This is a genomic window from Bacillus sp. es.036, from assembly GCF_002563635.1.
GTDB lineage: Bacteria > Bacillota > Bacilli > Bacillales > Guptibacillaceae > Guptibacillus.
Genome location: NZ_PDIZ01000003.1, coordinates 184930 through 209201 on the forward strand (window position 1 = coordinate 184930; position 24272 = coordinate 209201).

The 24272-nt window shown below is 42.7% G+C and carries 21 protein-coding genes; 18 read left to right on the plus strand and 3 right to left on the minus strand.

Going from position 1 to position 24272, the window contains the following annotated elements; translation table 11 throughout:
- The first annotated feature begins 12 nt into the window (after positions 1-12).
- The 9 genes from purC to purD are packed head-to-tail and all read left to right on the plus strand — an operon-like array spanning position 13 to position 9722.
- Entirely contained in the window at positions 13-738 is a 726-nt protein-coding gene (gene purC, locus ATG70_RS19730; RefSeq protein ID WP_098446124.1) for a phosphoribosylaminoimidazolesuccinocarboxamide synthase, read from the plus strand.
- The gene (gene purS / locus ATG70_RS19735) at positions 726-977 is read left to right on the plus strand and encodes a phosphoribosylformylglycinamidine synthase subunit PurS (RefSeq protein WP_098446125.1); all 252 of its coding nucleotides are present in this window, start codon (positions 726-728) and stop codon (positions 975-977) included. Before purC ends, purS begins: the two co-directional genes overlap by 13 nt.
- Entirely contained in the window at positions 974-1657 is a 684-nt protein-coding gene (purQ, locus tag ATG70_RS19740) for a phosphoribosylformylglycinamidine synthase subunit PurQ (protein WP_098446126.1), read from the plus strand. Before purS ends, purQ begins: the two co-directional genes overlap by 4 nt.
- Positions 1641-3866, plus strand: coding sequence for a phosphoribosylformylglycinamidine synthase subunit PurL (gene purL, locus ATG70_RS19745; RefSeq protein ID WP_098446127.1), 2226 nt, complete (start codon positions 1641-1643; stop codon positions 3864-3866). The genes purQ and purL overlap by 17 nt, the downstream gene beginning before the upstream one ends.
- The gene (gene purF, locus ATG70_RS19750; RefSeq protein WP_098446128.1) at positions 3842-5254 is read left to right on the plus strand and encodes an amidophosphoribosyltransferase; all 1413 of its coding nucleotides are present in this window, start codon (positions 3842-3844) and stop codon (positions 5252-5254) included. The genes purL and purF overlap by 25 nt, the downstream gene beginning before the upstream one ends.
- A gap of 15 nt (positions 5255-5269) precedes the next feature.
- Positions 5270-6310 carry a phosphoribosylformylglycinamidine cyclo-ligase gene (purM, locus tag ATG70_RS19755; RefSeq protein ID WP_098446129.1) on the plus strand — a complete coding sequence of 347 codons (1041 nt, stop codon included), beginning with the start codon at positions 5270-5272 and terminating at the stop codon, positions 6308-6310.
- Positions 6307-6885, plus strand: a complete 579-nt coding sequence (gene purN, locus ATG70_RS19760) for a phosphoribosylglycinamide formyltransferase (RefSeq protein ID WP_098446130.1) — start codon at positions 6307-6309, stop codon at positions 6883-6885. The genes purM and purN overlap by 4 nt, the downstream gene beginning before the upstream one ends.
- Before the next feature lie 14 nt (positions 6886-6899).
- Entirely contained in the window at positions 6900-8438 is a 1539-nt protein-coding gene (gene purH / locus ATG70_RS19765; protein WP_098446131.1) for a bifunctional phosphoribosylaminoimidazolecarboxamide formyltransferase/IMP cyclohydrolase, read from the plus strand.
- A gap of 15 nt (positions 8439-8453) precedes the next feature.
- Complete coding sequence (gene purD, locus ATG70_RS19770; protein ID WP_098446132.1) at positions 8454-9722, plus strand: phosphoribosylamine--glycine ligase; 1269 nt, start codon at positions 8454-8456, stop codon at positions 9720-9722.
- Here purD and ATG70_RS23005 read toward each other — a convergent pair.
- Both ATG70_RS23005 and ATG70_RS19775 read right to left on the minus strand, forming a co-directional pair.
- Positions 9700-9801 carry an EYxxD motif small membrane protein gene (locus tag ATG70_RS23005; protein ID WP_337958033.1) on the minus strand — a complete coding sequence of 34 codons (102 nt, stop codon included), beginning with the start codon at positions 9799-9801 and terminating at the stop codon, positions 9700-9702. The genes purD and ATG70_RS23005 overlap by 23 nt on opposite strands.
- Before the next feature lie 67 nt (positions 9802-9868).
- The gene (locus ATG70_RS19775) at positions 9869-10114 is read right to left on the minus strand and encodes a YgaP family membrane protein (protein WP_224883748.1); all 246 of its coding nucleotides are present in this window, start codon (positions 10112-10114) and stop codon (positions 9869-9871) included.
- A gap of 93 nt (positions 10115-10207) precedes the next feature.
- Here ATG70_RS19775 and ATG70_RS19780 point away from each other — a divergent pair, with 93 nt between their 5' ends.
- The 6 genes from ATG70_RS19780 to ATG70_RS19805 all read left to right on the plus strand — a co-directional run bounded on the left by ATG70_RS19780 (position 10208) and on the right by ATG70_RS19805 (position 19176).
- Positions 10208-11947, plus strand: coding sequence for an adenine deaminase C-terminal domain-containing protein (locus tag ATG70_RS19780; protein ID WP_098446134.1), 1740 nt, complete (start codon positions 10208-10210; stop codon positions 11945-11947).
- A gap of 155 nt (positions 11948-12102) precedes the next feature.
- Positions 12103-12399 (plus strand): YerC/YecD family TrpR-related protein, encoded by a 297-nt coding sequence (locus ATG70_RS19785; RefSeq protein ID WP_048313459.1) that lies wholly within the window; start codon positions 12103-12105, stop codon positions 12397-12399.
- A gap of 514 nt (positions 12400-12913) precedes the next feature.
- Entirely contained in the window at positions 12914-13603 is a 690-nt protein-coding gene (locus ATG70_RS19790; RefSeq protein ID WP_098446135.1) for a heptaprenylglyceryl phosphate synthase, read from the plus strand.
- 63 nt (positions 13604-13666) lie between these two features.
- A complete protein-coding gene (pcrA, locus tag ATG70_RS19795) occupies positions 13667-15889 on the plus strand; it encodes a DNA helicase PcrA (RefSeq protein ID WP_098446137.1) in 2223 nt (740 codons plus the stop codon).
- A gap of 25 nt (positions 15890-15914) precedes the next feature.
- Positions 15915-17915, plus strand: coding sequence for an NAD-dependent DNA ligase LigA (gene ligA, locus ATG70_RS19800; protein WP_098446138.1), 2001 nt, complete (start codon positions 15915-15917; stop codon positions 17913-17915).
- 13 nt (positions 17916-17928) lie between these two features.
- Positions 17929-19176 (plus strand): CamS family sex pheromone protein, encoded by a 1248-nt coding sequence (locus ATG70_RS19805; protein ID WP_098446140.1) that lies wholly within the window; start codon positions 17929-17931, stop codon positions 19174-19176.
- A gap of 36 nt (positions 19177-19212) precedes the next feature.
- Here the strand turns inward: ATG70_RS19805 and ATG70_RS19810 are convergent, their stop codons facing one another.
- Positions 19213-20190: a metal ABC transporter solute-binding protein, Zn/Mn family gene (locus ATG70_RS19810; RefSeq protein WP_098446141.1), complete on the minus strand. Its 978-nt coding sequence runs from the start codon at positions 20188-20190 to the stop codon at positions 19213-19215.
- Positions 20191-20807: 617 nt separating this feature from the next.
- Between ATG70_RS19810 and putP the strand changes: the two genes are divergently transcribed.
- The 3 genes from putP to gatA all read left to right on the plus strand — a co-directional run bounded on the left by putP (position 20808) and on the right by gatA (position 24261).
- Positions 20808-22271, plus strand: a complete 1464-nt coding sequence (gene putP, locus ATG70_RS19820; RefSeq protein WP_098446144.1) for a sodium/proline symporter PutP — start codon at positions 20808-20810, stop codon at positions 22269-22271.
- 236 nt (positions 22272-22507) lie between these two features.
- Positions 22508-22798, plus strand: a complete 291-nt coding sequence (gene gatC / locus ATG70_RS19825) for an Asp-tRNA(Asn)/Glu-tRNA(Gln) amidotransferase subunit GatC (protein WP_098446146.1) — start codon at positions 22508-22510, stop codon at positions 22796-22798.
- A 14-nt stretch (positions 22799-22812) separates the two neighbouring features.
- On the plus strand, positions 22813-24261 hold the full coding sequence (gene gatA / locus ATG70_RS19830) for an Asp-tRNA(Asn)/Glu-tRNA(Gln) amidotransferase subunit GatA (RefSeq protein WP_098446147.1): 1449 nt from the start codon (positions 22813-22815) through the stop codon (positions 24259-24261).
- Positions 24262-24272 lie beyond the last annotated feature (11 nt).

Sequence of the window (24272 nt, forward strand, 5' to 3'; positions counted from 1 at the left end):
GAGGGGATCACCATGGAAAAGCAAGCATTGTTGTACGAAGGAAAAGCGAAAAGAATTTACGCAACGAATGAAGCAGAGGTTGTTTGGGTCGCATACAAAGACTCAGCAACTGCTTATAACGGTGAGAAGAAAGCAACGATTACAGGCAAAGGCCGCCTGAACAATGAAATTACAAGCCTGCTCTTTGATTATTTAAAAAGCGCTGGAATTGAAAGTCATTTTATTGAAAAGCTTTCTTCTACTGAACAGCTTGTCAAACGTGTTTCGATCATTCCACTCGAAGTGGTTGTTCGAAACATCGCAGCTGGGAGCTTTTCCAAACGCACGGGTGTGGAAGAAGGGAAGTTACTAAAACAGCCGATCGTTGAATTTTATTACAAGAATGATGACCTTGGTGATCCTCTTCTCACGCTTGATCACGTGTTAGAACTTGAACTTGCAACAGAAGAAACCGTTCAAGAATTAAAAGAACGCGCATTAAAGATCAATACGCTATTACGTGGTTACTTTCTTGAACGTGACGTAAAGCTCGTTGATTTTAAATTAGAGTTTGGTGTCACACCGGAAGGCAAGATCCTATTAGCTGATGAGATTTCTCCAGATACTTGTCGACTATGGGACAGTAAAACAAACGAAAAATTAGATAAAGACGTGTTTCGAAGAGATATTGGAAATTTGACAGAAGCGTACGAACAAATTTTAACTCGCCTGGGGGGCTCCGAATCATGTACAAAGTAAAAGTCTATGTAACGTTAAAAGAAAGTGTTCTAGATCCGCAGGGAAGTGCTGTGAAAAATTCATTACACAGTCTTTCGTATCATGAAGTGGAAGACGTACGGATCGGGAAATACATGGAACTCACAGTAAAAGATACGGAGAACCTGGATCAGCGAATTAAAGAAATTTGCGAAAAGCTTCTTGCGAATACGGTTATTGAAGACTACACCTATGAAATCGAGGAGGGAGTCGCACAGTGAAATTTGCGGTGATTGTGTTCCCGGGTTCTAACTGCGATGTGGATATGTATCACGCCATCAAAGATGAGCTTGGAGAAGAAGCGGTTTATGTCCGGTACGATGAGCAAAATCTAGCAAACTATGATGCGATTCTTCTACCAGGCGGTTTCTCTTACGGAGATTACCTTCGCAGTGGCGCCATTGCTCGCTTTGCGCCGATTATGTCTGAGGTAGTGAAGGCAGCTGAAGCAGGGAAACCGATCCTCGGTGTTTGTAATGGATTCCAAATTCTCTTGGAAGCAGGTCTGTTACCAGGAGCGATGAAGCGAAATAAAAACCTGAAGTTTATGTGTCGTCCAGTGACACTACGCGTTCAAAACAATGAAACGATGTTTACTTCAGCTTATGATAAAGAAGAAGAAATTACGATTCCAATCGCACACGGAGAAGGAAACTATTATTGCGATGAGGCGACACTCGCGACACTGACGCAGGAAAATCGTATTGCGTTTACCTATGCGGATAATCCGAACGGCTCGGTTGAAGATATTGCTGGGATCGTAAACGAAAAGGGCAACGTCCTCGGTATGATGCCTCACCCTGAACGAGCGGTAGATGAGCTGTTAGGAAGTGCAGATGGATTAAATCTATTTAAATCGATATTACGCAACTGGAGGGAATCCCATGTCACACATGCATGAACCAACACCTGAGCTGATTAAAGACCAGAAACTCTACAGTCAGATGGGCTTAACAGATGAAGAATTCAGTATGGTGGAAGTGATTCTCGGCCGTACACCGAATTACACGGAAACGGGGTTATTTTCCGTTATGTGGTCGGAACACTGTAGCTATAAAAATTCAAAGCCGGTGTTGAAAAAATTCCCCGTAACTGGTGAGCGTGTTCTTCAAGGTCCTGGGGAAGGGGCTGGAATCGTTGATATTGGTGATGAGCAGGCAGTCGTATTTAAGATTGAAAGCCACAACCATCCATCTGCGATCGAGCCTTATCAAGGTGCGGCAACAGGGGTTGGCGGCATTATTCGTGACGTTTTCTCGATGGGAGCTCGTCCTATTGCCCTTCTTAATTCCCTTCGATTTGGTGAACTTAGCAATCCGAAAGTGAAGTATCTGTTTGAAGAAGTTGTTGCTGGTATTGCAGGATACGGGAACTGTATTGGAATCCCTACGGTAGGTGGAGAAGTACAGTTCGATTCTTCTTACGATGGAAACCCGCTTGTGAACGCGATGTGTGTTGGCTTAATCGATCATAAAGACATTCAAAAAGGAATTGCATCTGGAGCTGGAAACACGGTCATGTACGTTGGTGCGAGCACTGGGCGTGACGGCATCCACGGCGCAACCTTCGCGTCTGAAGAATTAACAGATGCTTCTGACGAAAAGCGCCCTGCTGTTCAAGTAGGGGATCCGTTCATGGAAAAGCTTCTGCTTGAAGCGTGTCTTGAACTTGTTCACTGCGACTCACTTGTCGGTATTCAAGATATGGGAGCAGCTGGACTAACATCTTCAGCTTCCGAAATGGCGAGTAAGGCAGGAATGGGACTTGAAATGAATCTTGATGAAGTTCCACAGCGCGAAAAAGGCATGACGCCATATGAAATGATGTTGTCTGAGTCACAGGAGCGAATGCTCGTTGTGGTGAAGAAAGGGCACGAAGCTGAGATCAAAGCCATTACAGATCGCTGGGGTCTTTTAGCGAAAGAAGTTGGGGTTGTAACAGAAGATAAGCGGTTCCGACTTCTTCATAAAGGGGAAGTTGTGGCAGACGTCCCGGTTGATGCACTTGCCGAAGAAGCGCCGGTTTATCATAAACCTTCTCGCATTCCTGAGTATTATATTGAAAATCAACAGCTTCATAAGCCAATTCCTGAAGTGGAAAATGCGAAAGACATGCTTTATACGCTTCTAGGTCAGCCGACAATTTCAAGCAAGGAATGGGTTTTTGATCAGTATGACTATATGGTGCGTACGAATACAGTTGTAGCACCAGGATCAGATGCTGCAGTTGTCCGCGTGCGTGGAACGAACAAAGGGTTAGCGATGACGACGGATTGTAATTCACGTTATTTATATCTCGATCCTGAAGTAGGCGGTCAGATCGCGGTTGCAGAAGCGGCACGTAATATCGTTTGTTCAGGTGGCGAGCCATTAGCGATCACTGATTGCTTGAACTTTGGTAACCCTGAGAAACCAGAGATCTTCTGGCAAATTGAAAAAGCAACAGATGGTATGAGTGAAGCTTGTCGCATGCTAAATGCACCTGTTATTGGGGGGAACGTGTCCCTTTATAACGAGACGAACGGCATTGCCGTATATCCAACACCGGTAGTTGGCATGGTCGGTCTCGTTCATGATCTTAGTCATGTTACGACGCAGCATTTTAAAAAAGAAGGAAACTTGATTTACATGCTGGGCGAAACGGGAGAAGATTTTGGCGGTAGCGAGCTTCAAAAGTACCTTGATGGTAAGATCTCAGGTCAAGCCCCAACCCTTAATCTTGAAATTGAAAAAGAACGCCAAAACCAACTTCTAACGGCCATTCAAGATGGTCTTGTTGAATCAGCTCACGATCTCGCGGAAGGCGGCCTTAGTGTGGCCCTTGCAGAATCGCTCATTGGCACAGAGCTTGGAGCCAACGTAAGGATTGACGGAGATATTACGACAGACCTCTTTAGTGAAACACAATCTCGTTTTCTTGTAAGCATCAAGGGGGAACATCAGCAGGCATTTGAGCAACGAACGGGAGCAACGCTAATCGGTGAAGTAACGGGTACGGGCGTATTAACGATTATGCACGAGGATGAAACACATATCTTCGATGCTCCAGTTCAAGAGCTTGAAGCAGCCTGGAAAGGAGCCATTCCATGTTTGGTGAAATCAAAGGCTTAAATGAAGAGTGTGGCGTATTTGGTATCTGGGGTCACCCGGATGCTGCGTCATTAACGTACTACGGTCTTCATAGTTTACAGCATCGTGGGCAAGAAGGTGCTGGAATTGTCACGACTGACGGTGATCGTCTCTATAACCATAAAGGCCTTGGACTTGTGAATGATGTCTTTGGACCAGGTGATCTTGAGAAGCTTGAAGGAAATGGTGCGATCGGCCATGTGAGGTATTCAACTGCTGGAGGCGGGGGATATGAGAATGTTCAGCCTCTTGTGTTCCGCTCACAAAATGGTGGCCTCGCTCTTGCGCATAATGGAAACTTAGTAAATGCGAATGCGCTTAAGCACCAGCTCGAAGGTCAAGGGAGTATTTTTCAAACAACGTCCGATACAGAAGTGCTTGCCCATCTCATTAAACGAAGCGGCTACTTAAGTCAGCGTGAAAAAGTAAAGAATGCCCTCACAATGGTAAAAGGTGCTTATGCTTTCATTATGATGACAGAGAAAGAAATGATGGTTGCTCTTGATCCCCACGGATTGAGACCCCTTTCCATAGGCATTCTAGAAGGCGCCTATGTCGTGGCATCTGAAACGTGCGCATTTGATTTAATCGGAGCGGAATATATTCGAGATGTGCAACCAGGTGAGCTTTTGATCATTAGCGAGAATGGACTCGAATCTGAGCGCTTTTCTTCTTCGGTTTCACGTGCCATTTGCTCGATGGAGTACATCTATTTCTCAAGGCCAGATAGCAACATTGAAAACATTAATGTGCATACCGCTCGTAAACAGCTGGGTAAACAGCTTGCAAAAGAAGCGCCAATTGAAGCGGATATTGTAACGGGTGTACCAGATTCCAGTATTTCTGCAGCAATTGGATACGCAGAAGAATCAGGTATTCCATATGAAATGGGATTAATTAAAAATCGCTATGTAGGCAGAACGTTCATCCAACCTTCTCAGGAGCTAAGAGAACGAGGGGTGAAGATGAAGCTTTCACCAGTTCGAGGAGTTGTTGAAGGCAAGCGTGTCGTGATTGTTGATGATTCAATTGTAAGAGGGACAACAAGCAGACGAATCGTGACAATGCTTCGTGAAGCAGGAGCGAAAGAAGTTCACGTTCGCATTAGTGCACCACCTATTATCAGCCCATGCTATTACGGAATTGATACATCAAACTCAGGCGAATTGATTGCGGCGAAGATGAGTGTTGATGAGATGTGTGAAGAAATTGGTGCGGATTCGCTAACATTCCTTACAACTGATGGCATGACCACAGCGATCGGCAGAGAAGAGAAAGATTCATCGTGTGGTCAGTGTCTAGGTTGTTTTACAGGCAACTATCCAACGGAAATTTATCCTGATACCGTTCATCCTTACGAAAAAGTTTAACCGAAGGAGGCCATTATGGCACAAGCATACAGGCAGGCAGGCGTTAACATAGAAGCAGGTTATGAAGCAGTGGATCGTATTAAGCCTCACGTCAAGAAAACAATTCGCAAAGGCGTAATGGGCGGACTTGGTGGCTTTGGCGGCATGTTCGATCTGTCTGAACTAGACTACGAGAAACCAGTTCTCGTTTCAGGAACGGACGGTGTTGGAACAAAGCTCATGCTTGCGATTCAACTCGATCGGCACGATACGATTGGCATTGATTGCGTGGCCATGTGCGTCAATGATGTTGTCGCACAGGGGGCAGAACCTCTCTATTTTCTTGATTATATTGCAACTGGAAAGCTTGCACCAGAGCGAATCGAGGAAATTGTAAAGGGTGTGGCAGAAGGCTGTTCACAGGCAGGCTGTGCCTTAATTGGTGGAGAAACAGCGGAAATGCCTGATATGTATCAAGAAAACGACTATGATCTTGCTGGGTTTACTGTGGGAGCTGTTGAAAAGTCGAAGCTGATTACGACAGAGAATGTGAAAGAAGGAAATGTCCTAATCGGTCTTGCTTCAAACGGCATTCACAGCAACGGTTTTTCCCTTGTACGTAAAGTGTTGCTGAAAGATCATAAGATGGATCTTGCAACCTCATATGAAGAGCTTGATTCAACGCTTGGAGAGACGTTGCTTGCCCCAACGCGTATTTATGTTAAACCGGTTTTAAATGTTCTTAAATCACACACTGTGAATGGAATTGCCCATATAACAGGCGGTGGTTTTGAAGAGAATATTCCGCGTATGCTTCCTGAAGGACTGGCAGCTCAAGTTGATTATGGTTCATGGCCGATTCCGCCAATCTTTGATTTAATCGAAAAGAAAGGCAATCTTGTTCGTAAGGAAATGTTTACAACATTTAATATGGGTGTAGGTATGGTACTTGCTGTGCCGGAAGATGAGGCTGTTAATGTCATTAAAGCTCTTGAACAGGATGGCGAACGAGCTTATATGATTGGGCGCGTAGTCAAAGGAGAAGGAATTGAATTTGGAGGCGGTGACCTGTCGTGAAGAAGCTAGCCGTATTCGCATCTGGAAGCGGCTCGAACTTCGAAGCGATTGCCGCAGCCATTGAAAAAGGACAATTAGAGGCTGAAGTTGCTCTTGTTGTATGCGACCGTCCTGGAGCAAAAGTTGAAAAAAGGGCAGAACGCTTTGGCATTCCTGTCCTTTCCTTTTATCCTAAATCATATGACTCAAAAGCTGATTTTGAAAACTTCATTCTTCAACAATTGAACGAAGCGGGTGTTGATTGGATTGTTCTTGCTGGTTATATGAGGTTAATTGGTCCAACGCTCCTTCAAGGTTTTGAAGGAAGAATCATCAATATTCATCCCTCTCTCCTTCCGTCTTTTCCAGGAAAAGACGCGATTGGCCAAGCATTCGAAGCTGGGGTTAAAATCACAGGTGTTACCGTTCATTTCGTGGACGAGGGAATGGATACAGGGAAAATTATTGATCAAGACAGCGTTCGAATTGATGAGGGAGATACGAAAGAGGACCTGGCAAACAAAATTCAGGCCGTTGAACACCTTTTGTATCCAGCTGTCATTCGTTCCCTTCTTCAGGAAAAAAACAAGAGATAGTAGGAGGAGTTCACATGACGATTAAACGCGCACTCATTAGCGTTTCTGATAAAACAGATATTACAGCATTTGCAAAAGGACTTGCGGAAAAAGGGGTAGAGGTGATCTCAACAGGTGGGACAAAGCGTGCCCTTGAAGAAGCCGGTGTTAATGTGATTGGCATTTCAGACGTCACTGGTTTCCCAGAAATTCTTGATGGCCGAGTAAAAACACTCCATCCTAACGTACATAGTGGTCTTCTTGCTGTGCGTGATAATGAAGCTCATCAAGAACAGTTGAAAGAGCTTAATATCAAACCGATTGATCTTGTCGTTGTGAATTTGTATCCTTTTCAGGAAACAATCGCAAAACCAGACGTGACGTATGAAGAAGCAATTGAAAACATTGATATTGGTGGACCTACAATGCTTCGTTCCGCTGCTAAAAATCATCGGGATGTTACTGTAGTTGTCGATCCTTCTGACTACAACCGCGTTTTACGTCAAGTTGAAGAAAATGGCGACACAACAGAAATTCTTCGTCGTGAACTTGCAGCAAAAGTATTCCGTCATACGGCTTCTTATGATGCTGTGATCTCCGAATATTTAACTGCTCAATCCGGTGAAGAAGAGCCTGAATCACTAACGGTAACCTTTGAGCGCAAACAAACGCTTCGCTATGGTGAAAATCCTCATCAAAAAGCTGTTTTCTATAAAAAACCATTGTACAAAGGGGCATCTCTTGCTTCAGCTGAGCAGTTAAATGGGAAAGAGCTTTCTTACAATAACATTAATGATGCAAATGCAGCGCTAAATATTGTGAAGGAATTTGATCAGCCAGCTGTTGTAGCTGTTAAACATATGAACCCTTGTGGCGTAGGTACGGGGGAGACGATTGTCGAAGCTTATCAGAAAGCGTATGAAGCTGATTCAACGTCTATTTTTGGTGGCATTGTTGCGATCAATCGTGAAGTGGACGAAGCAACGGCGCTTAAGTTAAAAGAAATATTCCTTGAAATTATTATGGCGCCTTCATTTACGGAAGAAGCTCTGGCTGTGTTAACAAAGAAAAAGAACCTTCGCCTATTAAAGCTAGATGTCGCGGCTTCACCTGCTGTAGAACACCAGCTTACATCAGTAAATGGCGGTCTTTTATTACAAGAACGAGATCGTTATGGTTTTGACGAAGCGAACATTACCGTACCAACCGACCGTGAACCGACAGAAGAAGAATGGGAAGCGCTCAAACTAGCATGGAAAGTTGTGAAGCACGTCAAGTCCAATGCGATTGTATTAACGAAAAATGATCAAACAATCGGAATTGGTGCTGGACAGATGAACCGTGTCGGTGCGGCAAATATTGCGATTGAACAAGCGGGTGATCAGAGTAAAGGATCGGTAATGGGCTCAGACGCTTTCTTCCCGATGGATGATACGGTTGAAGCAGCAGGACGAGCTGGTGTGACAGCGATCATCCAACCTGGCGGATCGATCCGAGATGAGGATTCGATTAAGAAAGCGAATGAATATGGCATTACAATGGTCTTTACTGGCATTCGTCATTTCAAACATTAAGAGGAGGTTTTTCGAGTGAAGGTATTGGTAATTGGCCGCGGTGGTCGCGAGCATGTGATGGCCTGGAAAGCGGCAGAAAGCAGCCTTGTCGATCAAGTCTATGTCGCTCCAGGTAACGCAGGTATGACAGACGTTAGCCAGCTTGTAGCAATTGATGAGAGTGATCATGAGGGGCTAGTTGCCTTCGCGAAAAAGGAAAACATTGATTTAACACTTGTTGGTCCTGAACAACCTCTACTTGCTGGAATTGTGAATCGTTTTGAAGAGGCCGGACTTCGCGTCTTTGGTCCAAAGAAGGAAGCAGCTTTAATTGAAGGAAGTAAAACGTTCGCCAAAGAACTAATGGTTGCCAACAGTATTCCTACCGCATTTTCTAAGTCCTTTACTGACTATGCAGAAGCGAAAGCCTATGTTGAAAAAGTCGGCGCTCCTACCGTCTTAAAAGCAGATGGGCTTGCTGCGGGTAAAGGTGTAGTAGTGGCGATGTCACTGAAGGAAGCGCTGGAAAGTCTTCATGATATGATGGAGAACAACCAGTTTGGTGCTGCCAGTGAACGTGTTGTAGTGGAGGAATTTCTTGAAGGAGAGGAATTCTCTTTAATGGCTCTTGTCGAAGGAGAACGGGTATACCCACTCGTTATTTCGCAAGATCACAAACGGGCTTTCAATGGTGATCAGGGACCGAACACTGGTGGGATGGGAGCCTATTCCCCTGTGCCCCAAATCTCTCAAGATATTGTTGATCATGCGGTAGAGACAATTTTGAAGCCGGCTGCTAAAGGAATGAAGACGGATGGTCGCTCCTTCACAGGCATTCTCTATGCGGGACTTATGTTAACGGCGGATGGTCCAAAAGTAATTGAATTCAATGCACGATTTGGCGATCCGGAAACGCAAGTCGTTTTACCAAGAATGACGTCAGATTTCGTTCAAGCGATTCTTGATCTTCTTGATGGACAAGAACCTAAGCTTGAATGGAGTAAACAAGCCGTTATCGGTGTCGTTGTTGCTTCAGGTGGCTATCCAGGTAGTTATGAAAAAGGTAAGGTCATTACCGGGCTAGACCATGTTGGTTCTGAGGCACTTGTTTTCCACGCTGGAACGAAACAAAGTAGAGAGCACCTTCTAACAGACGGTGGTCGCGTACTTCTTGTCGCTTCATCAGGTGTTGATTTGAAAGCGGCTAGTGAATCTGTTTACAATGAACTTGAACATATTCATGTTACGGACGGTTTTTATCGAACGGACATTGGACATCGTGCTATTTCACGCGTTTCTTTCTAATGTAGGCAAACGCAACCGCTACAATACTTCCAATGATCATCGTGTAAATTAACCAGGTATCTGTTATATACTCGAGCATAACTAAACCTCCTTTTAATAAGGTAGAGAAAACTTCCCTAAATATAGGGAAGTTTTTTTGTGAAGATTTAAGAAGGGTTGATCACTCTTTCAAGTGCTGTTTCATCTGGGTCGCGTGTTTCATCATGCGTCATAAGATCGACGACAGGGCAATAACGCGTATGACCTTCTGCTACCTTCATGGCACCGACAGCAGCGAGAAGCCAGGCTGAGTTTGACTCCTCTTTAGAAAGCTTGGCGGTTGAATAGGCAAGCAGAGTGAAACCGGCTGTTAAGCGAATAAAGGCATTTAACATACTAATATTTGGCTTCATTTGAAAATCTCCTTTCTTCATTCACAAATCTAAAGTAGCAACGTGTCGAAATTATGTTAAAATAAAGAAAACTTCTTGAAGCGGGTGATGGTTATGGCGAAAAGAAAAAATTTATGGACGAAGCAGCAATTACGACAACACGTTCAAGTTGTGTCTGGAGAACTGCCTCCATCGATCGTTTTCTATCATGCAACTTATTTGAATCACGGATTAAAAAAATGGGTGACATCTAATATATGGGTATATGAAGATCGGATTGTGTACGTAGGCGATGATCTACCTGAAAAGCATCCATCGACTGAATGGATTGATTGCGAAGGCCGATGCCTTGTACCAGGTTACATTGAACCACATGCACACCCATTTCAACTATATAATCCCCTTACTCTTGCGCGATATACATCTCAGCGGGGAACGACGACAATGATGAATGACAACCTTCTTTTACTTCTAGGTTTACCAAAAGAGAAAGCGCTTACATTAATCGAAGAGCTTGATCAGTTTCCTGTTTCCATGTATTGGTGGGCACGATATGATTCGCAAACAAAGCTGTTAGATGAAGATATGATTACAAATAAATTGATGAAGGAATGGCTTGCGCACCCATTAGTCATTCAAGGCGGGGAACTGACCGCATGGCCTGATGTACTTAGTGGAGATGATGAAATTCTAGAATGGATGCAAGAGACGCGAAGACTTGGTAAGCCTGTTGAAGGTCATTTGCCGGGTGCCTCTCTTGCCACATTAACAAAGATGGGACTGTTGGGTGTTTCATGTGATCATGAAGCGATGACGGGTGAAGAGGCCTTGCGCCGTTTAGAGATGGGTATGATGACATCACTTCGTTATTCTTCGATCAGGCCAGATCTTCCTGTCATTCTGGAATCTTTACTAAAAAAAGGGGTCACTTCCTTTGAGCGAGTGATGATGAATACAGATGGCTCAACGCCTTCCTTCTTAGAAAATGGCACGACGGACAAGTTAATTGAAATGGCGCTTGAGAAAGGAGTAAGTGCAGAAGATGCGTATTCAATGGTGTCATATAATGTGGCAAACCACTACGGAATAAGCGATACGCATGGTATGATAGCACCGGGTAGAGTCGCTCATATTAATATCCTTGAATCAAAAGAAAAGCCCCTTCCCGTTGCCGTACTTGCGGGTGGGCAATGGTTAAAGTGTGATGGAGAAGAAATGGACCAGGACTGGTCTTTTGATTGGGAAAAGCATGGGCTTACTCCACTTAATAATAATTGGAAAATACAGCCTAATGATTTAACGTTTTCAGGTCCAGCAGGAATGGAAATGATGAATGCGGTGATTACAAAGCCGTATAACTTATCTGTTGAAACGTCCGTAGACGAGCTTCCGGCAGAATCAGATGAAAGCTTTATCATGCTCCTTAGTCGCGAAGGGAAATGGCGGGTAAATACGATCATTAAAGGTTTCGCGAATCGAGTGAAAGGTTTTGCCAGTAGTTTTTCGAACACGGGTGATTTTATTCTTATCGGTAAAAGTAAAGCAGATATGATGACGGCTTTTAATCGAATTAATGAAATTGGTGGAGGTATCTCACTTGTTGAAGACGGAGAAGTTATTTCCGAAATCCAATTACCTCTGATGGGGAAAATGTCCGATCTTCCGCTTGAAGAATTGATTACAAAGGAAAAACAAATGATCCAAGAACTTGAGAATAGAGGCTATTCATACAAAGATCCGGTTTATAGCTTGCTGTTCTTCTCTTCGACGCATTTACCTTTTATACGATTGACGCAGCAAGGAATTTATGATGTAAAGAGAAAAATGGTACTTTTTCCTTCGATAATGCGTTAAACTATAACAAAGTAAATCCTTAATGAAGTAAAGCACGTGAATTTCTCACGTTCAATTGTTAAAATGAACGCAAAGTGGAATAATAGCGCATCATGATGAGTGCAGAATAGAAAACATAGACCGATACAGAATGAAGTAAGGAGAGTGGATGTATAATGCAAATTGATAAACTTCGAGGTAAAACACTGGACCAATTGTTTGAAGCGATTCTTTCATTAAAAGATCTAGAAGAGTGTTATTTATTCTTTGACGATTTAGCGACTGTGAACGAAATACAATCTCTCGCTCAGCGATTGGAAGTAGCAAGAATGCTTCGTGAAGGGTTTACGTATCATAAAATTGAAACGGAAACAGGCGCAAGCACAGCGACGATTTCCAGAGTGAAGCGTAGTTTAAATTATGGAAACGACGGCTATCAAATGACGCTTGATCGCGTCCATAATAACGAGTAGAAAAATGAGCCGGATTCCGGCTCATTTTTGTTTTGGTTTGAGGGTTTCTGTAATGCAGTTTAGCCATTTCGCGGAATTATTAAAGGAATCGCGGAAAAAAGGTTCGATTTCGCGGAATTATTAAGAAAATCGCGGGAATATGGCGCGGTGGTATTCACGTGTTCAATTTGGGGGGCTCCAGCGCTTGTCGAGGCTAAACGGACGCTTCCGCTTTTCATTGATCCAGCTGCAGTAGGCCAAATCTTCCGGCTGTTTCGCCCAATCGAATGAGACAAAAAGCGTCTCAGTCTCATGGGCTCCAACATCCTGCAGATTTAAACGGGCCCACTTCCGCTTTTCATTGATCCAGCTGCAGTGGGCAGACTCTCGGTCACTTCACCTTTCAACTCGAACACAAAGACCGTGTTCAATTTGAAAGGTTCCAGTGCCTTTCGAGTCTAAACGCCCACTTCCGCTTTTCAGGTATTCTTTGATATAATCCAATTTATGAGGAAAAGTGGGAGGAAGGGTTAGGATGTTTGATTTTCTAGAGTGGAAGCATGTGTTTAAGCTGGATCCGAATAAGGAGATTGAAGATTATGATCTTGAGGCGATTTGTGAGTCTGGGACGGATGCGGTGATTGTTGGTGGTAGTGATGGTGTGACGCTTGATCGGACGTTAGATTTACTTGCTAGAATTCGTCGTTACGCGGTACCATGTGCTCTTGAGGTGTCGACTGTGGAAGCAGTGACCCCAGGATTTGATTTTTATTTTATTCCAACCGTGTTGAATACGGAAGACAGTCGTTGGGTAACGGGTTTGCATCATGAAGCTGTAAAAGAGTTTGGTGAGATTATGAATTGGGATGAAATCATTATGGAGGGGTACTGTATTCTCAATCAGGATTCTAAGGTTGCTCAGTTAACTTCTGCTCATACTAATCTTGATGAAGAAGATGTACTTGCTTATGCGCGAATGGCAGAAAAGATGTTCAAACTGCCGATTTTTTATGTGGAATACAGTGGAACCTATGGAGATAAAGAACTTGTTCAGAAGGTAAGCCGCGTTCTTGATGAGACGAAACTTTTCTACGGTGGAGGAATTGATTCGCCGGAGAAAGCAAAAGAAATGGCTGCTTCTGCAGATACTGTTATTGTTGGGAATATTATTTACGATAATATCAAACAAGCGATTAAAACGGTTGCTGCTGTGAAAGGAAATTGATTCTCTCCTATCGATCAGGTAAAATAAGATATAAGAACATACGTTTGCGAGGAGTGCGAAAACATGCAACGAATAGTTGATAAGTTATTAAACGGATTAAACCCCGAACAACAGGAAGCGGTCAAGCACACGGATGGACCGCTTTTAATTATGGCTGGAGCAGGCAGTGGAAAAACGAGAGTGCTCACGCATCGAATCGCGTACCTTCTTGTTGAGAAACAAGTCTCTCCATGGAACATCCTTGCGATTACCTTTACAAATAAAGCAGCGCGAGAAATGAGAGAACGAGTGAATTCCATTACAGGCCCGGTTGCCGAAGACATTTGGATTTCAACGTTCCACTCGATGTGTGTCCGTATTTTAAGAAGAGACGGGGATCGCATTGGCATTAATCGGAACTTTACAATTCTTGATTCTGGTGACCAGTTGACGGTGATTAAGAAAATTTTGAAGGAACAAAACGTCGATCCTAAGAAATTTGAGCCGCGAGGAATTTTAGGAAGTATTAGCTCTGCAAAGAATGAACTAGAAACGCCGGAAGACTATAAAGCAAACGCCAAAGGACCGTATGAAAGTGTTGTTGCGGATGCATATGAACAATATCAAAAGCAGCTTCGTAAAAACCAGGCGCTCGACTTTGATGACTTGATTATGAGAACCATTACGCTCTTTAAAAAGGTGCCAGAAGTGCTGGAATTCTATCAGCGCAAATTTCAGTACATTCATGTGGACGAGTATCAAGATACGAACAAAGCACAATATGTCCTTGTCAAATTAATGGCTGAGAAATATCAAAACCTATGCGTAGTAGGTGATTCCGATCAGTCGATCTATCGCTGGCGCGGGGCTGATATTCAAAATATCCTCTCGTTTGAAAAAGACTATCCAAGTGCACGTGCGATCTTCCTTGAGCAAAACTATCGTTCGACAAAGAAAATTCTCCAAGCGGCGAATGTAGTGATTGAAAACAACATGAATCGAAAACCTAAAAAATTATGGACCGATAATGATGATGGCCCGCACATTACGTATTATCAAGCCAATGATGAACATGATGAGAGTCGCTTTGTAACAGGGAAAATCCTTGATATGGTGAATAGCGGAAAGCGAACGAATGCACAAATTGCGATTCTTTATCGGACGAATGCACAGTCTCGAGTGATTGAGGAAATTTTAAATAAGTCGAACATTCATTACAACATTGTCGGCGGTACAAAGTTCTACGATCGTAAAGAAATTAAAGACGTTCTTGCCTATCTTCGTCTTATTGCAAACCCCGATGACGATATTAGCTTACTTAGAATCGTCAATGTTCCAAAGCGCGGTGTCGGTGCATCGACTATGGACAAGGTAGCGCAATATGCAGCTAATCAAGATATTTCTATCTTTACAGCGCTTCAAGAGGTTGAACAGATTGGCTTAAGTGCCCGTTTTACGAAGTCTCTTAAAACGTTTGGTAATCAAATGGCCAACTGGTCGCAAATGCAGGAATATTTAGCGGTATCTGAACTTGTTGAAGAAGTGATTGATAAATCGGGCTATCGAGATGCACTACGAAACGAGAACACGATTGAATCACAAACCCGACTTGAAAATATTGATGAATTTCTTTCTGTAACGCAGGAGTTTGAGAAAGCAAGTGAAGACAAGAGCTTGATTGCTTTTCTAACGGACCTCGCCTTGGTTGCAGATATTGATAAGTTGGATGAGGATGAAAACGAGCAAAAGGAAGCTGTTACGCTCATGACTCTTCACTCAGCGAAAGGCTTGGAGTTCCCGGTCGTTTTCCTTATCGGGATGGAAGAAGGCGTGTTTCCGCATAGTCGCTCCCTATTTGAGGAAGAAGAAATGGAAGAAGAACGCCGACTTGCTTACGTAGGTATTACAAGGGCAGAAGAAGAATTGTTTTTAACAAATTCTCGTCTTCGAACGCTTTACGGGAAAACGAATGCGAATCCTGTCTCTCGCTTCATTGGTGAAATTCCAGAAGAATTACTTGAAAAGCAAGGACAGGAAAAACCTGCAACACCGTTTGGAGGGACAAGTTCTCGACCTTCTTCAAGACCTGCTACTCCTAAAACACCGAGACGCCCTCAGCTGACTTCAACAGGCGGAGATTCACTGGACTGGAAGGTAGGAGACAAAGCGAGCCACCGCAAGTGGGGAGTTGGAACGGTTGTTAGCGTGAAAGGTGATGGCGATTCGACTGAGCTTGATATTGCATTCCCAAATCCAGTTGGAATCAAGCGCTTGTTAGCAAAATTTGCGCCAATTGAAAAGCAATAGTCATTTTAGAAGGTGAGGTTTGACGATGGAAGAAAAGCATAAGCGCATCGAAGAGCTTCGTCAGCTCTTAAATCAATACAACTACGAGTACCATGTTCTTGATCAGCCGAGCGTCCCGGATGCCGAATATGATCGGATGATGAACGAACTATTGAATTTAGAAGAAGAGAACCCAGAGCTTAAATCAGATGATTCGCCAACACAACGCGTCGGCGGTCCTCCGCTAGAAGGCTTCCAAAAAGTTGAACACAGAGTGCCGATGCTAAGCCTTGGGAATGCCTTTGGAGAAGAAGACCTGAAAGATTTCGACCGACGTGTACGCGATCGAATTGGCGAAAACTTTTCATATGTATGCGAATTAAAAATAGATGGTCTCGCGGTCTCACTTATCTACGAAGATGGTGGTCTCGTTCGGGGTGCAACGCGAGGAGATGGTACTGTAGGCGAAGACATTACTCAGAACCTTAAAACCATTCCTGCGATCCCTTTACGTTTACGAGAAAATGTGAGCATGGAGGTTCGTGGCGAAGCTTATATGCCAAAGCCATCCTTCATGAAATTAAATGAAGTACGGGAGAAGAATGAGCAGGATCTTTTTGCTAACCCTCGAAATGCAGCAGCTGGTTCTTTACGTCAACTTGATCCTAAAATTGCTGCTAGTCGTAACCTTTCTATTTTTGTCTATGGTGTTGGTACGGTTGATGGGAGAGAAATTAGCTCTCATTCCAATGGCCTTGATTTTCTCAAGGAGCTTGGGTTTAAAACCAATCCAGAATGGAAGCGATGTAACACGATTGATGATGTGATTGATTTTATAGGTGGATGGTCAGAGAAACGCCCTGACCTTTCCTATGAAATTGATGGGATCGTTGTGAAAGTAGATGCACTTAATCAGCAGGAAGAGCTCGGATTTACAGCGAAGAGTCCCCGTTGGGCGATTGCCTATAAGTTTCCTGCTGAAGAGGTGGTCACGCAACTACGGGATATTGAACTAAACGTAGGGAGAACCGGTGTTGTAACCCCAACAGCGGTATTAGAACCAGTTCTCGTTGCAGGAACGACCGTACAGCGGGCGTCTCTTCATAACGAGGATTTGATTCGCGAAAAAGATATAAAAATTGGTGACTATGTTGTTATTAAAAAAGCAGGAGACATTATTCCTGAAGTTGTTTCTGTTCTAGAAGAGCGTCGCACAGGAGATGAGAAGGCCTTTTCTATGCCTGAGCAATGCCCAGAGTGTGAAAGTGATCTTGTTCGACTGGATGAAGAGGTTGCGCTTCGGTGTATTAACCCCAAATGTCCAGCGCAGCTCCGTGAAGGATTAATTCATTTTGTTTCACGTAATGCGATGAATATTGATGGCTTGGGCGAGCGGGTCATTACGCAGCTCTTTCGTGAGGAATTAATTCACGATGTAGCTGATATTTATCAGCTCACTCATGGTCAGCTTATTGAACTTGAGCGAATGGGAGAAAAATCAGTTTCCAATCTACTTGAAGCAATTAGAGTGTCAAAAGATAATTCATTAGAGAAGCTGTTGTTTGGTCTTGGAATCCGTCATGTAGGGGCTAAAGCGGCAAGAACACTTGCACAGCAATTTGGCTCAATGGAAAGTCTTGTCCAAGCAAGCATAGAAGATCTTGAAGCAATTAATGAAGTTGGGCAAAAAATGGCTGATTCTGTTGTACGATACTTCCAAAATGAAGAAGTTCATGAGCTTATTGATGAGTTAAAAGATGCTGGTGTTAACATGATTTATAAAGGCCCTAAGCCAGTTTCAATTGAAGAAATTGACTCTGTTTTTGCAGGGAAAACAGTTGTTTTAACCGGTAAACTTGAACAGTTAAGTCGTGGGGAAGCGAAAAAGAAGTTAGAAGAACTAGGTGCAAAGGTAACAGGAAGTGTCAGTAAAAGCACAGACCTTGTGATTGCTGGGGAAGATGCTGGCTCGAAGCTCGAGAAGGCAGAGTCACTTGGTATTGACGTATGGAGTGAGAACAGGTTCGTTGAAGAGTTAAACGAATGAGGAGAGGAAATTAATGCCAAAGAAGCAAACGTTCATCGTTAGTATCATGGCTCTTTCGCTCGTATTATCCGGTTGTGTTCCGAGTTTTATGAAGGGCGAGCAGGACGATACAGTAAAGGTGAATGACTCAGAAGGCGAAGAAAGTGAAGAAATGATTGTAAGTGAAGATATAAAAACTTCAGAGACGTATTATCGTTCGGTGTTAGATAAAGATGGGGAAAAAAATTCTCTTGATACTTCACAAGTTAGAGGATTAATTACGGCTGGTGTTGATAACCGTCTTGATGTAGATGCACTTGAAATGGGATTGATTCGACTTTCTCAAGAACAATTTGATCCTGATAAATATTTCTTTAAAGAAGGACAGCTTTTTGATACAGAGCAAATCCATGGCTGGCTGTATCGTGATAACGGTGTAACAAAGGAAGAAGCTGAGAAAGATGATGAGAAGGAAGTAAATGTAGGGCTTAATCCGCAGCTCGGTGTGGAAGAAAACCCTGCACAATACGAGCAAGTAATTGAAGCTGAAAAGAAAAACCCTAAATTCCTCTCTTATATTCATGAACAGGATTATTATGTTCAGAACAAAGATGAAGAATTGCAGCTAGGCGGAGTTTCGATTGCCTTATCGCTTTATTCTGAATATCCTTACTCGGTTCTTGATGAAAATGGTTTGAAGTATACCGGTTCGGTAAAGTTAGATAAAGATGAAGTGGTTGCAAAGGCAAAAGAATCAATTAAACCAATCGTTGAGAAAATTCGAGCCGAGCATGACGTCCCAATCATGTTTACGCTCTTCTTAGAGCAGCCACGACAATCGGTTGTCCCAGGTAACTTCGTGGCAAGCACGATTGTAGAGAAAGGTAAATCTAGCCCTGAGTCATGGAAAGATTTAAATGAAAAGTACATTGCATTTCCTTCATCTGCCGCTGATGAGGAATATCCAGCGGAAGCTGAGAAGTTTGATGACTTCACACGTGAAATACAAGATTTCTTTCCGAACTTTGTAGGAGTCATTGGAACCGGCTTCTATAAACAAGACGAACTTTCTCAATTAAAGATTGAGATTCCAATTCAGTTCTATAGCAAATCTGAAGTGATTTCGTTCACCCAGTTTGTAAATGGACTTGTTAAAAAGCGTAATGATACATTTCCTCAAGATTTACCTGTCTCGATCTATATCACAAGCAACGGGGAAACAGAAAGTTTGATTGTGAAGGATCCTAACGAAGAAGAACCGTTTGTTCATATTTATCAATAAAAATAAAGCCCTCCCGAGACAACGGGAGGGCTTTTGCTATTCTGATAGAGCTTTTTCTAGTGTTTGAATGTTTTGTTCCATTAAAGTGAAATAAGTTTCATCATTTTCGATATCTTCTTCTGTTAAGACAGAGAGGTTATGAATGCGAAGCGTCTCAAGGCCAAGCTCTTGTTGAACTGCTTTTGCTGGCTTTGGCGTAGCATTTTGTTCAAAAAGCATATACTTCAAATTGTAACTTTTAGCTGTTTCAATGATATCTTCTAACTGTTTTTGCGTAGGTTCTTGAGATGGTGAAAGGCCAGATACACTTAATTGTTTAAGTCCATAGCGACTTTCCCAGTAGCTATAGGCATCGTGCGAAATAAGGAACTCTTTTTTCGGTGCACTGTCAGCCATTTCACGGAATTCTTTATCTAGAGCTAATAGCTCTTCTTCTAATGTTTCAAAATTAGACTCAAATGTTTTCTTATTGTCAGGATTAATTTCTATAAGTGCGTGTTTAATATTTTCGGCCTGCTGGATAGCGAGGGTTGGATCAATCCAAATGTGTGGATTCACATCGCCATGATCGTGATCGGCGTGCTCTTCATCAGCATGTTCTTCATGCTCTCCTTCTTCATCAGCATGTTCCTCATGTTCTTCTATTGTTTCATCAAAGTGAATTCCTTCAGCGGATTCAAGCGTCATGACGTCTTCATTTTTCAAGGTATCTTTAGCTGCATCAGCAAATCCTTCCATGCCTGCTCCATTGTAGATAAATAAATCGGATTCAGCTAACTCTGTCATTGTTTTCGTCGTTGGCTCGAAACTATGTGCGTCACTGCCAGGAGGAATGATGGATTCAGCGGTTACATGTTCTCCGCCAATTCGTTCAGCAAAATATTCAAGAGGATAAAGTGTTGTATAAATACTTAGCTTTCCATCCGCATTTGTGTCTGGCTCTTGACCACAACCGACTAGGACAAGCGTAGATATAGATAGTAAGAATGCTACTGTTAAAAAGCGATTTTTCATAAGCGATTTTCCCTTCCCTAAGTTTCTCTGCCACTCATTATATCGTAATCATTACGTTTTGCAAACAGTAACCTTTCCGATTTATTTCGTTCCTGGTGAGGAACTCAATATAGGACGAAAAATAAGTTGGGAATTGAACATTTAAAACGGTATGAAAAGAAGAGAAACGCGGCAATCTATAAAAAAATATTTCAATTCGGAGGTTAACATTACAAAAAGGTGGGTAAATGTTACTAAAGTATGTCGAAGCATCACACAATCAGCAACTTATTTAAATAAATTTTCTTGAATACTTATGACATAAAAGTTGCTAAAAGAAGGAAATAAACTCCTTTAGTGAATTTTTATTCATTAAAAAGTTTATCTTATAATATTTTAATTGTTCTGAAAAATATTTTGTGATATAGTAATCATTGGTTTGAAAAGGACTAATGGTCTACATCAATAATTTGAATTCACAGGAAAAATGCATAGCTGTGAATATTGACTTTGAAGGGGGTGAAAGTGTGGAATACACCTTAACTACCGCAACATGGTTCTGGTTACTTATACCAATGCCTTTATTAGTCGTATTATCAATAATAACTTTTTTTACCGAAAGGAGAGAATAGTACTCGATGGGTATTGAAACGCCAACGTTAGTTACGTTTATTGTTTATCTTGTGGGTATGCTCGCAATCGGATTAATTGCATACCGAATGACAAGTAACTTGTCCGATTATGTACTTGGAGGAAGAAGATTAGGTGGATCTGTGGCCGCATTAAGTGCAGGCGCATCAGATATGAGTAGCTGGCTCTTACTAGGACTACCTGGTGCAATGTACGCAGGCGGTATGAGTCAAATTTGGATTGGGATTGGGCTCGCAATCGGAGCTTACTTGAACTGGCAATTTGTTGCATCACGCCTTCGTCGCTATACTGAAGTAGCGAATGATTCAATAACGGTTCCAGATTACCTTGAGAATCGTTTCCGTGATGGATCGAAAGCACTTCGTGTGATCTCAGCAATTGTTATTCTTGTATTTTTTACGTTCTATACGTCTTCAGGTCTTGTTGGGGGCGCAATCCTGTTTGAAAGCTCGTTCGGAATGAGCTATGAAAGCGCATTGTGGATCGGTGCAATTGTTATTATTTCATATACGTTCCTCGGTGGTTTCCTAGCGGTAAGCTGGACAGATTTCTTCCAGGGAATACTTATGTTCCTTGCACTAGTTGTCGTTCCAATTGTTGCCCTAAATGAAATGGGTGGCTGGAATGAAACAGTTAATCAAGTTGGTGCAACGGATACAACTTACCTAGATATCTTTACTGGTATGAGTTTCATGGGAATTATTTCTCTACTTGGTTGGGGACTTGGTTACTTTGGACAACCTCACATTATTACTCGTTTTATGGCAGTTAAATCTTCGAAAGAAATTCCTAAAGCACGCCTTGTTGGTATGTCATGGATGGTTCTTTCTCTGTTTGGTGCAATCTTTACTGGTTTCATCGGTATTGCCTATTTTGATGCTGGACTTCCGAACTCTGAAACCGTCTTTATCGAATTTACTCAAGTACTCTTTAATCCATGGGTATCCGGCTTCTTACTAGCTGCAATCCTATCTGCGATCATGAGTACAATTGATTCTCAGCTACTTGTATCTTCAAGTGCTGTTGCGGAGGACTTTTATAAAGCGATTCTTCGTAAAAATGCAAGCCAAACTGAGCTTGTATGGGTAGGTCGTATTGCTGTCCTAGGTATTGCGTTACTTGCCATCCTACTTGCTTATAACCCTGATAGCAGTGTTCTTGATCTTGTAAGTTATGCGTGGGCTGGTTTTGGTGCCGCATTTGGACCTGTTATTATCTTAAGTCTATTCTGGAAACGCATGACCCGTAATGGTGCACTTGCTGGTATTATCACTGGTGCCGTAGTTGTTATCTTATGGGCTCAACTATCAGGTGGACTGTTCGATCTTTATGAATTAATCCCAGGCTTTATCCTGGCATGGATTGCTGTAATGGCATTCAGCTTTGTTGGTAAAGAGCCAGGTGAAGAAATTGAAGCTGAATTCGAAGCGGCAAAAACGTCTAAATTCTAATTAGCTTTACTCAGAGACTCATCCCATTTGGGGGTGAGTCTTTTTTATAGAATTAAGAATGGGAATGATTGATTGAGGCTAATGTCCAAACACTCGTTAAACAAACGTTTGATTAAGTCGGATTAATCAAACGTTTGTTTAAAATTGGAACAGACAGCGTTCTGTTGCTTAATGAAGCTTATTTTTGGTATCATCTATATATTGCAGGTTGTTCGAAATTTGTGGAGGTGAAAGTGATGTCCAGAATTACCAAAGAAGAGGTTAAGCATGTAGCCAATCTCGCTAGACTAGAAATGGATGAGGCAGAGGTCGAAAAATTTACAACTCAGCTTGATGACATTATCTCTATGGCGGAGCAGCTAAATGAATTAGATACAGAGAACGTTGAGCCTACAACGCACGTTCTTGATTTGAAAAATGTACTGCGTGAAGACAAAGTACAGCCGTGGCTAACGCGTGAGGAAGCATTGAAGAATGCACCGGATCAAGCCAACGGTCAAGTAAAAGTTCCATCAATATTTGAGTAAGGGAGGCAACGTCCTTGTTTGATAAAAGCATAAGTGAGCTTCACAGCTTGCTTCATAAGAAAGAGTTATCCGTCAGTGAACTTGTTCAAACTTCGTTTGATCGCATTCAAACGGTCGACGAAAAGGTAAAAGCGTTCATGACGTTAAATGAAGAAGGTGCCATGCAAGCGGCAAAAGCGCTTGATGAAAAGCTCGGTACCGAAGAGGCAAGAGGACTTCTCTTTGGTCTCCCTGTCGGTGTGAAAGATAACATCGTTACGAAAGGACTACGCACAACAGCGTCAAGTCAGCTTCTAAGTAACTTTGAACCATTACATAATGCAACGGTGGTTGAACGCTTAAATGCAGCGGAAACGATTACTGTCGGCAAATTGAATATGGACGAGTTCGCGATGGGTTCTTCGAATGAGAACTCTGGTTATTTCGGCACGCGTAACCCTTGGAATACAGATTATGTACCGGGCGGATCAAGCGGTGGGTCAGCTGCCTCTGTTGCGGCTGGAGAGGTATTCTTTTCTCTTGGTTCTGATACAGGTGGTTCGATCCGTCAACCAGCTGCCTTTTGTGGTGTTGTTGGACTAAAGCCTACGTACGGACTAGTTTCTCGTTTTGGACTAATTGCTTTTGCATCATCACTTGATCAAATTGGCCCCATTACGAACACAGTAGAAGATAACGCTTATCTTCTTCAATCGATTGCCGGTCATGACAAGATGGATTCAACATCAGCGAACGTTGACGTTCCAGATTATCTTTCAAGTCTAACAGGTGATGTGAAAGGTCTTCGAATTGCTGTACCGAAAGAGTACCTTGCTGAAGGTGTAGATGAAGATGTGAAGAACAGCGTCCTTCAGTCACTTAAAAAGCTTGAAGAACTTGGCGCAACGTGGGAAGAAGTATCGCTTCCGCACTCAAAATATGCAGTAGCAACATACTATCTTCTTTCTTCTTCAGAAGCATCAGCAAACCTGGCTCGCTTTGACGGCGTACGCTATGGCGTTCGTGCTGAAGCAGAGAACCTGATTGATCTTTATAAGAAAACAAGAAGCGAAGGCTTTGGGGACGAAGTGAAGCGACGCATCATGCTTGGTACGTTTGCTCTTAGCTCTGGTTACTACGATGCTTATTACAAGAAAGCACAAAAAGTTCGTACGCTGATCAAGAACGATTTTGAAAAAGTGTTCGAAGACTATGATGTGATTATCGGACCTACAACGCCAACTCCAGCCTTTAAAGTAGGCGAGAAGATTGATAACCCGCTAACAATGTATGCGAATGATATTCTCACAATCCCGGTTAACCTTGCAGGCGTTCCTGCGATTTCCGTACCATGTGGTTTATCAAATGGCCTACCTGTTGGACTTCAAATAATCGGAAAGCACTTTGATGAGAAGACCGTTTATCGCGTTGCTCATGCGTATGAGCAAGCAACGGATCATCATAAGGCTAAACCAGAGCTGTAAGGGGTGACGAC